The following is a 13,917-nucleotide window of genomic DNA, read 5'->3' as shown; positions in this document are numbered from 1 at the left end:
GACTTTTTATTATTTTGATTTAGACTGCTTAATATGTTCTTCCAGCTCACTAAAGGTTGGTCTTTCGGTTGAATAAAGCACTTTACGACCAAATTCGACAGCCAACGCTGGCGCATACCCGTTCAGACTGGCAAGTAAAGTAACCTTAATGCACTGAAAGGTTTTCGAGGCTTCATCATTTTGTTGCTCCATCAAACCTGCCAGAGGACCAACGAAACCATAGGCAAGCAAAATACCTAAAAATGTCCCCACCAAAGCGTGAGCAATCAGAATCCCGAGCTCGGCGGGCGGAATACCAACTGACTCCATCGTATGCACCACCCCCATCACCGCAGCAACAATACCGAATGCCGGCAAGCCATCACCTAACTTCGCGATAAAGTGGGCCGGAACAGCAGCTTCATGGTGATGCGTTTCGAGTTCGTTATCCATCAGGTTTTCGATCTGAAAAGCGTCCATATTTCCGGATACCATCAGCCGCAGATAATCACAGATAAACTCCATCAGATGATGATCATGAACGATCAAACCATACTTACTGAACAAAGGACTGTCGTCAGGCTTCTCGATATCACCCTCAATGGACATCAAGCCTTCTTTTCGCACCTTGGTCAGTACATCAAACATCATGGTCATCAATTCCATGTACAGCGCCTTGGTGTACTTAGAGCCTTTGAACACAGAAGGAAGGGCCTTGAGAGTCGACTTAAGACTCTTGGCATTATTACCAACCAGCGACGCACCGACTGCAGCACCACCAATCATTAACAATTCAAGTGGCTGAAACAATACGGCCAAGTGGCCGCCTGACATGACGAAGCCGCCAAACACCGACCCCATTACAACTAAATAGCCAACGATGACTAACACAGAACATTACTCCCTGAAGGAAAATCAAAGCATAAATCACTTACGTTTATCATATCAGTCCAACCCAGAGGAAGCATGAAAAAACGCGGGAATTTCTTGCGAAAAACTAAAAAATTTCCAGAAACCAACAGCAAGAAACTAAAATTCACATTTTCCAGCCGTATAAATAAATTTCCTCGTATCCACACTGTATTGCAAAATCCGGCTTTCTTCCATGAACAACAAACTCATAACTGATAAATATTGTTCCAGGCAACATTTCCTGCTGCACTTTTCCCCACAGGTCTGACATCACCACTGGCGACAAATAGGCATACACCACATCAAAAGCAGCCAAGTCGATTTCTTCATAATTCCCAAAGTGAATGCGAACATTTGTCTCGCGCCTTAACTTCGCTCTGCACCAGCTAACGATGAAGGGGAACAAAGCCAGCTCAATTCCGGCATATCTAAATCGCGGAAATTTTTCAGCTAAACCAAAAAGCACTCCGCCAAAACCAGACCCCACATCCAGCACGGCCAGTGATTTTTCAGGACTCAGTTGTTGCGCCAGCATTTCCACTGCGCGTTCAGGTGAGGGATAGTAAGGTACCCGACTAAACAAAGTCGCGCCACAGATGGCAAACAAAAGCAAGAAGAGAATAAGATAGAGCTGGGGATTCAACTGCAAAGACGTGGCCAAGCAAACGAGCCAGGGGAATAACGCCTCAATAACGCACCACCACCAGTCCAAGCGCAGAATACAGGCTGCCAGCGACGCCGCGCAAGAAAGTGCAATAACAAAATAAAGGGGGTAAATCGGGACATTCAGCGTGCGATGTATCAGATTTACTGAAACCAGCACAAGGAAGAAACAAATCAGCTGAATCAACAGTGCGACCAGCGTCACCGGAATGACAGGCCGACGATCCGGAGTGAGCTTGAACAAGTCAAATAAAAAACGAAACTTAAGCAACCCACCTCCAAATTAAACTCAGGCAACCATCGCCATCTCCGCATCTTTCGCTTTTTTTGTTTTGCCAGCACGGGATGGGACGTGACACAGACCACAGCGATACTGATCATGCAAATCAAGTGAGTGAGCAACGAAATGACCACCACATTCACTACAACGGGCAAATGTTAACATTTTTCCCTCAAAAAATCGAACCAAAGTCCAGGCACGCGTCAACGATAGCAAAGCATCATCAGGGTTGATGCAGCCGACCTGCTCCAGGTAAAGCTTGTAGGACTTAACAACGGCCTCGATGCCGGTGATTTCAGCGTGTTCATTGAGGTACTTGTAGATATTCATGAACAGTGACGAATGGATATTCGGCTGCCAGGTCACAAACCAGTCTGTCGAAAAAGGCAGCATCCCCTTAGGAGGAGAAACACCCTTCAGCTCCTTGTAAATCTTCAATAAGCGCTCGCGAGACAAAGAAGTTTCCGACTCAAGCAATTGCAAGCGTGCACCCAACTTAACCAGTTCTATTGCCAACTGAATCTCATTAGCTTCATTTACAACACTTTTGATCGCCATGTTCGCCTCACCCTTTGTTTTTAAAAAAGAAATTAATGAATCTCTTCAACTGGCTGACCAGCCATCAGAATGGCTGCATGGGAGTGTGCCAAAGCACGTTCTTTGTTGTAATTGGTCAACATGCAGAGAATCGCGCTATCTTCGAAACGGAAACGGGCAAGCATCATATTAGAGCCAGCCAACTTCAGTATCTGAGAGTTATTCAAACCTTCAATTAAATCTGCAATTTCTTTACCTATTCCCAAACGGAAAATTGCAGTCGCTTTATCAGCACGTATCATTTGCTGAGCAAGCATCAAGTAGCTTAAGTTTGCATCGCGAATTTCCGCCATCATATCGTTCTGTGTCATTTCCGCACCCTCCAGTCCATTTTTCGAGACAAGTTCATTGCCGTTGAGACACATTGTGCTTGGACGAAAAAAACCGAGGTATAGGCAAAAGTAGATATTTACGGACAGAATATGACAAATGCGCGCATAGGAAATTAACCTACGCACGTAAGACATTCTCTATTTCGTTTAAAACAGAGAAAAATTGAATTTTTTAACTACTAGCAAGAAAACAGAAAATAACCCTGATAAAACAAAGACTTAGCTTAAATTAGACAGTTTTTTCTTTTCTCTTATTACTATTAACGGCACTAAAAACCAGAACTTTAGGGTTAATCGCAAAAATTTTTAAATATTTTTTCCTACAATTTGATAACGGCAGGGAATAAAAAAACTTTAGGGCAACTGTCGTTTTTTTGATGGAAATTTTGCGAGAGTGACGAAATTTGGTTCGAAAATAAAAAAATCGCAACTGAACTTAGCTCAGTTGCGATTTTTAAATATGGCCATTTGAAGCTTTTTTCCTGAGGCACTTAAAAGGTCTTGAGGCACTTCCATAGTACTTACGACAACATTATCCCGTCCATAAAGGCGAAAAACTAATGGTACAGACGGTCTTTATTGCAAGCGCCACAAACAATCCTGCTTGCCTTGCTTATCTAGACCTGCCAACAATTTTTCATGCTCATCTAATTCGGCCGCGTCAGCTGCAATGCACACCATGTCGTCGGTCTCAAGTGCTTCGACTGGCAAATCAACAACTACTTGCACAACATCTTCTTCTATGTCGATAGCAAAACTGTTTTGCCCACGTGACATTGCCAGAAAAACATCGGCCAGTAACTCCGCATCCAGCAAAGCGCCATGCAGCTTTCGATGCGAGTTCGAAATGTCATAGCGGTCACACAAAGCATCGAGAGAGTTTCGCTTCCCTGGGTGCAATTCCTTCGCCTGAACCAGGGTATCAGTGACATGGCTGACATGATCAGCAAAATTTCCCAGACCGATTCTGGCGAACTCTGCATTTAAAAATGCGACGTCGAATGGCGCATTATGAATAACGACTTCCGCGCCACGGATGTATTCGCAAAACTCTTGCGAAATCTCCGCGAATTTAGGCTTATCCGATAAAAACTCAGTCGTAAGTCCATGCACTGCGAGCGCACCTTCTTCTGAATCGCGCTCAGGATTAATATACTGGTGAAAATTATTACCAGTAAGTTTGCGATTAATTAACTCAACGCAACCAATCTCGATAATACGGTTGCCATCACGCGGACTAAGGCCCGTGGTTTCGGTATCAAGGACAATTTGCCTTAATTGTTGTTCCATACGTTTTTCCCTGATTCATCAAAGACCCAATGCAGACTTATCTTTGCAGTTGAACTCTGATCAAAAAACTTTGCATTCATACCTACCTGAGCGGCATACACTAAGTCCGCCCCAGCAGAGACAAATGGTAATTCACTCCTGACCCAAAAAGGTATATTCAAAGACTGGAAATGACTTTTCATATCACGCGTGGGCCTGTCAATTGCCAGTTTCATGCGCTCTCCTCCTCTGCGCAGATGTAAAGCCAATGGTTGCTGAGACAACCATTCGGACGCAATTCCCTGTTCTGCAGCTTTAAAATGCAATACGCCACCATAGGCCGGAAATGCCAAACAGGATTCACCTTTCCAGGTGAAGCTGACCTCATCCAAACCAGACAAGCTACCCTCGACTTGCCGCAGGTAGACCGCGGCCCGGTAGCGGTGCAGCACATGTTCGCCGCAATGAATTTCTATACGCGCATCCGTTTTTGCATAAAAAAGCTGCTTAAACATTTCCTGCAGTCTTGCCGTCGAAGGCAGACGCACACCTTGCTGACTTAACCAATGCCTGAAAACATGGGCTGCCCGGCTTTCGCCCAGCGCCACCAGCCTGGGAACCAGCAACTGGCCGTCTTGCGTACAGTGCATCAGGTCCGAGGCTGCCATTTCCTCAATCAAATCCCGTGCTGCACTGACATGCCTGGCACCACGCGACATTCGTGCAGCAAAGCCAGGGTAAATTTCTTCAAGCACAGGCATCACTCTGTGTCTTAACGCATTTCTGCGGTAACGCACATCCGCATTTGACTCATCTTCTACGAAGGCAAGCGCATGCAGGCGCTGGAATTGCTCTAACTCCTCACGACTGGCCTCAAGCAAAGGGCGGACAATCAACAAAGCCGGATCGCCCAGCAACCCGGGCGCAACATTAGACAAATCCATACCCGACAGTCCTGCCAGCCCAGAGCCGCGCAACATTTGCATCAGTATCGTTTCCGCCTGATCATCCTGGTGATGTGCGGTCATCAAATGACTCACACGATGAGTGATGCAAAGCTGACCAAGCGCGGCATATCTTTCCTTGCGCGCCCCAGCCTCAAGCCCTAGTCCGGAAGTCAAATCCACATTAACTCTGATGGCATGAAAAGCAATTCCCAGTTCGCCACACCTAGCCTCACAATGCGTAAGCCAATCGTCTGCATTCGGACTTAATCCATGATGAACATGGAAGGCATAGAGAGGAATTTGGTGCTGGCGACTATACGCATGGGCCAGGCTTAACAATACGGAGGAATCCAGACCGCCGCTATAAGCGACGGCCAGGCTGAGCGCTTGATTAGCACTGCTTTTCTGAAGACAAGAACCTAGGACATCCGAAAATTTGCGTCTGAGCGCAATTTCATTCTTGTCAGATTTCATTCAGTAACTTTAGTTTCCTTAAACTTACCATAACTCATGAGCTTCTCATGACGGGCAGATAACAAATCTTTGGTTTTCACGCCCTGGAACTGGCGCAGGGTATCCGCCAGAGCACGCTTGACCAGTGCGCACATTTGCTTAGGATCACGGTGTGCACCACCCAAAGGTTCATTGATAATTTTATCGATCAGACCCATCGCTTTCAAACGGTGTGCCGTCAGGCCCAGTGCTTCAGCAGCATCGGAGGCACGGTCAGAAGTCTTCCATAATATGGACGCACAACCCTCAGGAGAAATCACCGAGTAGGTTGCATATTGCAGCATCAGCACGGCGTCACCGACTGCGAGTGCCAGCGCACCACCGGAACCACCTTCACCAATAATCGTTGTGATCAGAGGTACTTTCAGCTCAGCCATCACATACAGATTGTGGCCAATCGCCTCGGACTGACCACGCTCTTCCGCATCAATCCCAGGCCATGCACCAGTCGTATCAACGAAAGTAAATACCGGGATATCGAATTTTTCGGCCAGCTTCATGAGGCGCATGGCTTTACGATAGCCTTCAGGCTTAGGCATACCAAAATTGCGCAAAGCACGTTCTTTAGTGTCGCGACCCTTTTGATGTCCCATCACCATACAGGCCTGACCGTTGAAGCGTGCCAGACCACCAACGATGGACTGGTCGTCAGCAAAACTGCGGTCGCCATGCAATTCATGAAAATCAGTAAATATCTGATTGATATAGTCCATCGTATATGGACGCTGCGGGTGACGGGATATCTGAGAAACCTGCCAGGGAGTCAACTTAGCATAGATGTCTTTGGTCAACATCTGACTTTTCTTAGACAATCTGTCGATTTCTTCCGAAATATCTACAGCAGAATCATCTTGAACGAATCGCAGCTCTTCAATTTTTGTTTCGAGTTCTGCAATGGATTGCTCAAAACTCAGGAATGTCGTTTTAGTCATCGTGCCTCCTTCAATCTACACGAGTTAAAAATGCGAAGAAACATCTGCATATATCACTACTACCAAGCATGACGCACGTACAAATTGCGCGGCAAATTCAGCAATCAGGACAAGAAAAAGGCGGATGAATCTTAATATACTTGCTACTTAAAAGAGACTGAAGAACCAGAATCCAGTAAGACGGACAAGATTAAATATCAAAAACAGGCTATCTGTCCAGCTTAGAATACTTCCTCGGAATGAGATTCTGCTATCTACCCTCTTCTGCATGCATTTCACGGGATTTTAAAATTTACCACGTTCCGCACGTGTTCAATTTATTAATTCCAGAAACACCCAATGCCGGCTACTTCTTTGATAAGATGTGATTTTGTGTGCTACCGTTTAGCATTACAGCCTTTGCGTTCAGACTACTAAAATGATTACAAGCCAGAACACTATGCGTCATCTACTGAAAAGCCTTTTTGTCACATCATCCCTTGTCTTGGCATTTGCCTCTTCTTCCGCCAGCGCCGATGAGGCCGCTGACATCGGTAAGTTACTGCGTGCCGGGCAGACCTCGGAAGCCTTGCAAAAAGTCGATGCAGCATTGGCCAGCAAACCCAAAGATGCGCAGATGCGCTTCCTGCGCGGCCTGATATTGACAGAGATGAATAAGTCAGCTGAGGCGATTACTGTATTCACTAAACTCACCGATGATTATCCTGAGTTACCTGAGCCCTACAATAATCTCGCCGTACTCTACGCAGCAACCGGTCAATATGACAAAGCGCGTGCTGCCCTGGAGATGGCCATACGCACCAATCCAACCTATGGCACTGCGCATGAAAATCTGGGCGATGTGTATGCCAAACTGGCCAGTCAGTCCTACGACAAGGCACTGCAACTGGACTCTGGTAACGCAACTGCCAAGCTAAAACTGACCTTAGTGAAAAATTTGGTTGGCAATACCACAGGTGGCACCAATCCTAGAAACAACCCGGCTCCGGCAACTACTGTGACAGCTGCCGCGCAGGCTAAACCTAGTCATGTTGTCGCAAAAGCCGATCCTGAACCGGCTAAGGCAGAAAACACTCCCGCCAAAGCTAAACCTGCTGTCGCTGCAGCGCCTGCTCAGGACAAGGATGAAGATGATGTCATGCGCGCCGTGGAAAAATGGGCGAAAGCATGGAGTAACCAGGAAACTGACAGTTATTTAGCCCACTATGCCAAAGACTTCCAGACCCCCAAAGGCGAAAGTCGCAAAGCCTGGGCTGAAGAGCGTCGCAGCAGAATTGAAGGCAAAGGTCGCATCAACGTCAAATTAGAAAGTGCTAAGGTCAGTGTTGACGGCAATTCTGCCACTGTCAAATTCCGCCAAATTTATACCTCAGACCGGCTGACCGCGAATAGCCGCAAAGTGCTTGTCATGACTAAACAAGATGGCAAGTGGCTGATCAAGCAGGAGCGCGCAGGTAGCTGATGTTTTCTGCAGTACTGAAAAATGCTTTACTTAGTAAGAGAGTAAAGCTGCGCCCTGTCGCTTCCTTTTTCTTAGTCTCACTTGTTTTGCTAACTGGCATGCATGAGGCGCATGCTGCTCGTCGCACAAAATCAGACACGATAGAACCGCCTTCCGGAGTAAGCTTACCCAACCCGGATCTGTTACTGATTGAAACTATGCGGGCGCTCTCCAACAATCAGCTCACGCTCGCTCAACAGAAAATTGATGAGCTGGTTGTGGCCTATCCGCACTTTCAATTGGCGCATCTGATACGCGGTGATTTGCTGTTGATGCATACCCGCCCGCTGCAAGGCTTTGGCAGCGCGGCCAATAGCCAGCCAGAAAAGCTCAAGGAATTGCGTGATGAGGCTGCGGCCCGTATCCGTGCTTACCAGCAGCGCCCGGCACCAGATGCGATTCCCAGGGTATTAGTTCAACTCAAGGAAGACCAGAAGCAGGCCTTAGTGGTCGATGCAAAACGCTCCCGTCTCTATGTATATGATAATCAGTCAGGTTTGCCTAAGCTGGTCAGCGACCATTACATCAGCCAGGGAAAGTTCGGTATCAATAAATTCAAAGAAGGTGATCAGAAAACACCTATCGGCGTTTATTACATCACCAGCAGATTATCTGGCAGTAAGCTGCCTGACTTTTATGGACCAGGCGCACTGCCACTGAATTATCCTAACGAATGGGACAAGGTGAATGGCAGAGGTGGCAGTGGCATCTGGCTGCATGGAATGCCTTCTGCTAACTTCAGCCGCCCGCCACTCGCTTCTGACGGCTGCGTTGTATTGACCAACCCGGATTTTCTGCGCATCGCGGCTAGCATAGACATAGGCAGAACCCCGGTCATCATTTCCGAACAACTGGAATTCATCTCAGCACAGCAATGGCAGCAAGAACGGCAATCAGCCAATAAACTGCTGGAAGATTGGCGGCTGGATTTGGAAAGCCAGAATGCGAACCGGATATTTGCCAATTACTCGCGCAATTTCAAATCGGTCCAAGGCGAAGATTTAAATGCCTGGTTTGCCAAACAACGACCATCCTGGGAAGGCTGGACCGCACCGATAGTCCGCTTAAAGGACATTACCCACTTCCGCTATCCGGGTAAAGATGAGATGCTGGTCTCTACTTTTACTATGGAACTGAGTTCCGGCAAGTCAAAGATGAGTAGCAGGAAGCGTCAATATTGGATCAAAGAATCCAATAAATGGCGCATCATTTACGAAACAAATGTCTGATGTACAGGAGATAAGCATGAAACAGCTTTATAAAAAAATCAGTTTGGTGTTTGCAGTCACTGCCGCACTCAGCGCGCCAGCTGCATTTGCGGAAAATTTACCCAAAGTCGCCTTTAAAACCAATATGGGCGAAATCGTGGTTGAGCTTTATCCGGACGCAGCACCGGTCACGGTTGATAATTTCCTTAAATATGTCAAAGCTGGCCAATACAAAGGAACGATTTTTCACCGCGTGATCAATAACTTTATGATACAAGGTGGCGGCTACGATAAAAATTTCAAAGAAAAGCCTACCCGCAAACCCATCCCACTGGAGGCTCGCGCTGCGCTGGAAAAGGGCTTGAAAAATGATGTGGGCACCATCGCAATGGCGCGCACTGAAGATCCAAACTCAGCCACGGCGCAGTTTTATATCAATGTCAAAGACAATGACTTCCTGAATCATCAGATTCTGCCCGACGGTGATCCGGTTGAATTCCTGTACCGTGGCAACAACACAGTTGCACCGAGAGCCAAGGCATTACTGGCCACGGCAGGCTACACACCATTCGGTAAAGTTATCAAAGGCATGGATGTCGTGGAAAAAATCAAAGCCGTAGAAACCGGTGATTCCCACATGATGCAAAATGTCCCGAAAAAAGACATCATCATAGAATCCGCTACTGTAATAAAATAACTTTCTTTTCATCACCTAATTAATCAACCGATCAATCACGCGATTGATCACCCGATTAACCACCAGATTATTTACCCAACTAAGGACAATTATGGCCGTTCTTCTGACTACGAACCATGGCAACATCACGATCGAACTCGATGCTGAAAAAGCACCGAAAACTGTTGCCAACTTCCTCTCCTACGTTGAATCCGGTCACTATGCCGGCACGATTTTCCATCGCGTGATTGACGGCTTTATGATACAAGGCGGCGGTTTTGAGCCTGGCATGAAGCAAAAAGACACCCAGGCGCCTATCGAAAATGAAGCAAACAACGGCTTGAAAAATGCCTTGTACACGATTGCAATGGCACGTACCAGTGCACCGCACTCTGCATCCGCTCAGTTCTTCATCAACACCAGCAACAATTCCTTCCTCGACTACCCAGGCCAGGATGGCTGGGGCTACTGTGTATTCGGCAAAGTAACTGAAGGTACTGAAGTCGTCGACAAAATCAAAGCCGTTAAAACTACGCGTTCCGGCATGTTTGCCGATGTGCCAGTTGAAGATGTCGTGATCCAAAAAGCAGAAATCATCTGATCAATGACAGCCGGATCCAAAGCATCAGGAGACGGAACACCAGCAACGCAACCAGATCTGGTTGCGTTGTTTGTTTCTGACGTACATCTGACTCCTGCGCTGCCACAAACGACTGCGAGCTTACTGCAGTTATTCACCCACAGAACCAGATTTGCCAAACAGGTCTATCTGTTGGGTGATATGTTTGAATACTGGGTCGGCGACGATGACCTGAGTGATCCCTATCATCTGGCGGTCGCTGATGCGCTCAAAGCCTTGACTGTAGCGGGTATCCAGGTTTTTTGGATAGCAGGTAACCGTGATTTTTTACTGGGTGACGCTTTCGCTGCGTATACCGGCATGCAATTGCTTAGCGATCCTTGCGAAGTACACATCGCGGGTCAGCACATCATTCTGACCCATGGCGATGCACTGTGCACTGATGACCTCGCCTACATGCAGTTTAGGAGTATGGTGCGCCAGCCAGCCTGGCAAGCACAATTTCTGAGTCAGCCGCTGGAGCAAAGAAAACAGATAGTGCAAGGCATGCGCGCGCAAAGCCGTATGCAGCAGGCTGAAAAAACCTCAGAAATTATGGACGTCAATTTAGGCGCGGTTGATGCCCTGTTCGCACAATTTAAGGCTCCGACACTGATCCATGGTCATACCCATCGCCCCGCCTTACATAGCGACGGGCTACGTCAACGTATCGTGCTACCGGACTGGGATTGCGACAACGATCAGGCTCGCGGTGGCTGGCTGGAAATCGATGCGGCAGGTGTCTTTACGCGCTGTACGCTGGACAAGCTGCCAAAATAAAGCCGAATCAGACGATACGGCCAGCCTGTATCGTCAGTATGCGGTCGCAGCGCGCAGCCATCGCCATATCATGAGTCACCAGTATCAGCGTAGAACCGCGCTCTTGATTCAGCCTGAACATAAGCTGCATAATGGCTTCCCCGGTTTGCGTATCCAGACTGCCGGTCGGTTCATCCGCAAACAATAACGCGGGTTCTGTCACAAATGCGCGTGCCAGCGCGACTCGCTGCTGCTCACCACCGGACAGATATTTAGGATAATGGCGCAAACGCTCTCCAAGTCCCACCTGCTTCAGCATCTGCTCCGCTTTACTACGCGCATCTTTATCGCCACGCAATTCCAGGGGGAGCATCACATTTTCCAAGGCATTCAAATGCATCAGCAACTGAAAAGACTGGAACACGAAACCCACATGCTCCTTACGAAACTTGGCGCGCTGATCCTCAGTCAGTGCAAACAAATCCACGCCCTGCAATGCCAGCTTACCGGAAGTCGGCAAGTCCAGCCCGGCCAGTATGCCGAGCAAAGTTGACTTACCTGAGCCAGAAGCGCCAACGATAGCAAGCGTCTCACCCGCTTGCACTGTAAAATCGATACCCTGAAGTATAGAAAGCTTGCCGGTCGCATCTTCCACCTCTTTGCGGAGCTGAACGACCTCAAGAGCCAATTGCCCGCCTTTGTTTATCGTATTAGGACTATTCATGCTGTCTATTGCCTGGAAATTAAATTGTAGATCGGTGTGCAGACTGATCATTGTAAGCCTGCTCATGCTGACTGGCACTGCGCATTCTGCCGCAAAAACCATCCTGGTGCTGGGCGATAGTATCTCAGCCGAATATGGGCTGGTACGCGGCCAGGGCTGGGTCAAACTGCTGGAGAATAAACTGGAGACCAACGGCCATACTTTCAAGGTCTTCAACGCCAGCATCAGCGGCGAAACCACCATAGGCGGCAAAAGCAGAATTCAGGATTTACTCAGCAAACACCAGCCACAGATTGTGATCATAGAATTAGGCGGCAATGATGCCCTGCGCGGCTTATCACTGCAAGCAAGCAGGGAAAATCTGCTGTACATCGTCACTAGCGCAAAAAAGGCCAACGCCAAAGTGCTGTTGACCGGCATCCAGATTCCACCGAATTACGGACCTGACTACAGTAAAAGTTTTGCTGCCATGTTCAAATCCATCAGCAAGGACGAAAAAGTACCACTGGTCCCATTTATATTTGAAGGATTTGCAGATCAGCCTGCTATGTTTCAGGCCGACCGCATACACCCGACTGCACAGGCACAGCCCATCATGCTAGGCAATGTATGGCCGCTTCTTTCCCCCTTACTCAAATAAGCACCCATGAAATATCCAGAACTCATCCAGTTCAATGACATCGCCGCGGATCTAAGTCAGTTCGATTGCATCATCGATGCGCGCAGTGAATCTGAATTTGCCGAGGACCATCTGCCCGGTGCCATCAACTGCCCTGTGCTGGATGATGTGCAGCGTATTCAGGTTGGCACTATGTATAAACAAGTTGGCTCCTTTGAAGCAAAGCGGCTGGGTGCAGCACTGGTCGCGGCCAACATCGCACAGTATTTGCAAACCCTGTTTCAGGATAAGCCACGCGAATGGCGGCCTTTGATTTACTGCTGGCGCGGTGGCAATCGCAGCGGCTCTATGGCCCATATTTTTTCTAAGATAGGCTGGCCGGTCGCTCAACTACAAGGTGGCTATAAGGCCTACCGGCAGCATGTAAACGAACACCTGCCCACTCTGGCACAAGCGATAAATTGGCATGTGATTTGTGGCACCACCGGCAGTGGAAAAAGCCGCATGCTGACTGCACTCTGCAAGGAAGGCGCACAGGTGCTGGACCTGGAACAACTCGCCTGCCATAAGGGATCGGTACTGGGTCTGACACCAGGTACGCAGCAACCATCACAAAAACAATTTGAAAGCCACATCTGGTCTGCACTCACACAATTTGATCCGTCCAAACGCGTCTATGTCGAAGCTGAAAGCAAAAAAGTAGGCAATTTACGGGTGCCGGAACAACTGATGGAAGCCATGCGTGCTGCGCCCTGTACGACACTGGAGCTAGATATGCCGCATCGGGTCAGTCTGCTCAAAGAGGAATATGCGCATTTCCAGTCTCAGCCTGAGCGGCTCATCGAACAACTAGGCTATTTATCCCAATTGCATGGCAATGACAAAATCAATGCATGGAAGCAGTTGGTCAGAAGTGAACAACTCGACGCACTGGTACTCAGTCTGTTACGTGAACACTATGATCCTGCCTATCTGAAATCCATCAATAGCAACTTTAAACAGTTCGCAAGCGCGCAGACCGTCCGCCTGCATGATCTGACACCCGAGGCTATGCAAGAGACGACAAGACTGATACTCAGCCAATAGGCGATTCTCCATCCATCTCTTTCCACTCGCTCCTCAATGAGCATGCCAGGTACCTATCCCTTGGTACCAGGCGCGCCTCGCAAATCAACGTTTCCTTAATTGCAAACAATTGTCAGTTAGCGCGCAGCGCTGCGCTGCCAGCTTAGAAACTCAATTAATATACAAAAGTCATTAATTTATTGACAATTAGCAATTGTCGCTTAATGACAGGCATTCATTTCTGTTTCCCATCCAGGAGCCCCATCATGCCCCAACGCTTCCACCACCCGCGTGCGCTCAGCATTTCCGGTCCGGCGGTGAC

General features: G+C 48.0%; 15 protein-coding genes. 7 read left to right on the top strand and 8 right to left on the bottom strand.

Features of this window, described 5'->3' with window-relative positions:
• Positions 1-9: 9 nt before the first annotated feature.
• The 7 genes from motA to H8K43_RS17675 form a co-directional block, all read right to left on the bottom strand.
• Positions 10-870, bottom strand: a complete 861-nt coding sequence (gene motA, locus H8K43_RS17705) for a flagellar motor stator protein MotA (RefSeq protein ID WP_186905091.1) — start codon at positions 868-870, stop codon at positions 10-12.
• Between the two features lie 145 nt (positions 871-1,015).
• On the bottom strand, positions 1,016-1,825 hold the full coding sequence (locus H8K43_RS17700) for a class I SAM-dependent methyltransferase (RefSeq protein ID WP_186905090.1): 810 nt from the start codon (positions 1,823-1,825) through the stop codon (positions 1,016-1,018).
• Between the two features lie 18 nt (positions 1,826-1,843).
• A complete protein-coding gene (gene flhC / locus H8K43_RS17695) occupies positions 1,844-2,392 on the bottom strand; it encodes a flagellar transcriptional regulator FlhC (RefSeq protein WP_186905089.1) in 549 nt (182 codons plus the stop codon).
• Between the two features lie 32 nt (positions 2,393-2,424).
• Complete coding sequence (gene flhD, locus H8K43_RS17690) at positions 2,425-2,742, bottom strand: flagellar transcriptional regulator FlhD (RefSeq protein WP_162020895.1); 318 nt, start codon at positions 2,740-2,742, stop codon at positions 2,425-2,427.
• A 597-nt stretch (positions 2,743-3,339) separates the two neighbouring features.
• A complete protein-coding gene (gene dnaQ / locus H8K43_RS17685) occupies positions 3,340-4,053 on the bottom strand; it encodes a DNA polymerase III subunit epsilon (RefSeq protein ID WP_186905088.1) in 714 nt (237 codons plus the stop codon).
• Complete coding sequence (tilS, locus tag H8K43_RS17680; RefSeq protein WP_408058562.1) at positions 4,038-5,357, bottom strand: tRNA lysidine(34) synthetase TilS; 1,320 nt, start codon at positions 5,355-5,357, stop codon at positions 4,038-4,040. Before tilS ends, dnaQ begins: the two co-directional genes overlap by 16 nt.
• A 92-nt stretch (positions 5,358-5,449) precedes the next feature.
• Positions 5,450-6,424, bottom strand: a complete 975-nt coding sequence (locus tag H8K43_RS17675) for an acetyl-CoA carboxylase carboxyltransferase subunit alpha (protein ID WP_162020899.1) — start codon at positions 6,422-6,424, stop codon at positions 5,450-5,452.
• Between the two features lie 439 nt (positions 6,425-6,863).
• Between H8K43_RS17675 and H8K43_RS17670 the strand changes: the two genes are divergently transcribed.
• The 5 genes from H8K43_RS17670 to H8K43_RS17650 all read left to right on the top strand — a co-directional run bounded on the left by H8K43_RS17670 (position 6,864) and on the right by H8K43_RS17650 (position 11,208).
• Complete coding sequence (locus tag H8K43_RS17670; protein ID WP_408058560.1) at positions 6,864-7,886, top strand: YybH family protein; 1,023 nt, start codon at positions 6,864-6,866, stop codon at positions 7,884-7,886.
• Between the two features lie 197 nt (positions 7,887-8,083).
• Positions 8,084-9,154 (top strand): L,D-transpeptidase family protein, encoded by a 1,071-nt coding sequence (locus H8K43_RS17665; RefSeq protein ID WP_186905085.1) that lies wholly within the window; start codon positions 8,084-8,086, stop codon positions 9,152-9,154.
• A gap of 16 nt (positions 9,155-9,170) precedes the next feature.
• A complete protein-coding gene (locus tag H8K43_RS17660) occupies positions 9,171-9,830 on the top strand; it encodes a peptidylprolyl isomerase (RefSeq protein WP_186905084.1) in 660 nt (219 codons plus the stop codon).
• 91 nt (positions 9,831-9,921) lie between these two features.
• On the top strand, positions 9,922-10,410 hold the full coding sequence (locus H8K43_RS17655) for a peptidylprolyl isomerase (RefSeq protein ID WP_162020904.1): 489 nt from the start codon (positions 9,922-9,924) through the stop codon (positions 10,408-10,410).
• A 3-nt stretch (positions 10,411-10,413) separates the two neighbouring features.
• Positions 10,414-11,208 (top strand): UDP-2,3-diacylglucosamine diphosphatase, encoded by a 795-nt coding sequence (locus H8K43_RS17650; protein ID WP_186905083.1) that lies wholly within the window; start codon positions 10,414-10,416, stop codon positions 11,206-11,208.
• Between the two features lie 7 nt (positions 11,209-11,215).
• Here the strand turns inward: H8K43_RS17650 and H8K43_RS17645 are convergent, their stop codons facing one another.
• Positions 11,216-11,911 carry an ABC transporter ATP-binding protein gene (locus H8K43_RS17645; protein WP_186905082.1) on the bottom strand — a complete coding sequence of 232 codons (696 nt, stop codon included), beginning with the start codon at positions 11,909-11,911 and terminating at the stop codon, positions 11,216-11,218.
• A 64-nt stretch (positions 11,912-11,975) separates the two neighbouring features.
• Here H8K43_RS17645 and H8K43_RS17640 point away from each other — a divergent pair, with 64 nt between their 5' ends.
• Entirely contained in the window at positions 11,976-12,551 is a 576-nt protein-coding gene (locus H8K43_RS17640) for an arylesterase (protein ID WP_230404087.1), read from the top strand.
• Between the two features lie 6 nt (positions 12,552-12,557).
• Complete coding sequence (gene mnmH, locus H8K43_RS17635; protein ID WP_186905080.1) at positions 12,558-13,616, top strand: tRNA 2-selenouridine(34) synthase MnmH; 1,059 nt, start codon at positions 12,558-12,560, stop codon at positions 13,614-13,616.
• The last annotated feature ends 301 nt before the right edge of the window (positions 13,617-13,917 follow it).

This window comes from Cognatundibacterium curvum, assembly GCF_014284235.1.
In the GTDB taxonomy this organism is placed as follows: Bacteria; Pseudomonadota; Gammaproteobacteria; order Burkholderiales; family Burkholderiaceae_D; genus Undibacterium; species Undibacterium curvum.
The sequence above is the reverse complement of the archived record's forward strand: the minus strand, read 5'-3'. Positions and strand labels throughout refer to the sequence as shown.

Coding starts and splice junctions, on each gene's coding strand:
- H8K43_RS17640 (WP_230404087.1), top strand. CDS start 11,976: ATGCTGACTGGCACTGCGCATTCTGCCGCAAAAACCATCCTGGTGCTG.
- H8K43_RS17665 (WP_186905085.1), top strand. CDS start 8,084: ATGCGGGCGCTCTCCAACAATCAGCTCACGCTCGCTCAACAGAAAATT.
- H8K43_RS17670 (WP_408058560.1), top strand. CDS start 6,864: ATGCGTCATCTACTGAAAAGCCTTTTTGTCACATCATCCCTTGTCTTG.
- flhC (WP_186905089.1), bottom strand. CDS start 2,392: ATGGCGATCAAAAGTGTTGTAAATGAAGCTAATGAGATTCAGTTGGCA.
- dnaQ (WP_186905088.1), bottom strand. CDS start 4,053: ATGGAACAACAATTAAGGCAAATTGTCCTTGATACCGAAACCACGGGC.
- H8K43_RS17655 (WP_162020904.1), top strand. CDS start 9,922: ATGGCCGTTCTTCTGACTACGAACCATGGCAACATCACGATCGAACTC.
- H8K43_RS17660 (WP_186905084.1), top strand. CDS start 9,171: ATGAAACAGCTTTATAAAAAAATCAGTTTGGTGTTTGCAGTCACTGCC.
- H8K43_RS17675 (WP_162020899.1), bottom strand. CDS start 6,424: ATGACTAAAACGACATTCCTGAGTTTTGAGCAATCCATTGCAGAACTC.
- H8K43_RS17645 (WP_186905082.1), bottom strand. CDS start 11,911: ATGAATAGTCCTAATACGATAAACAAAGGCGGGCAATTGGCTCTTGAG.
- H8K43_RS17650 (WP_186905083.1), top strand. CDS start 10,414: ATGACAGCCGGATCCAAAGCATCAGGAGACGGAACACCAGCAACGCAA.
- mnmH (WP_186905080.1), top strand. CDS start 12,558: ATGAAATATCCAGAACTCATCCAGTTCAATGACATCGCCGCGGATCTA.
- flhD (WP_162020895.1), bottom strand. CDS start 2,742: ATGACACAGAACGATATGATGGCGGAAATTCGCGATGCAAACTTAAGC.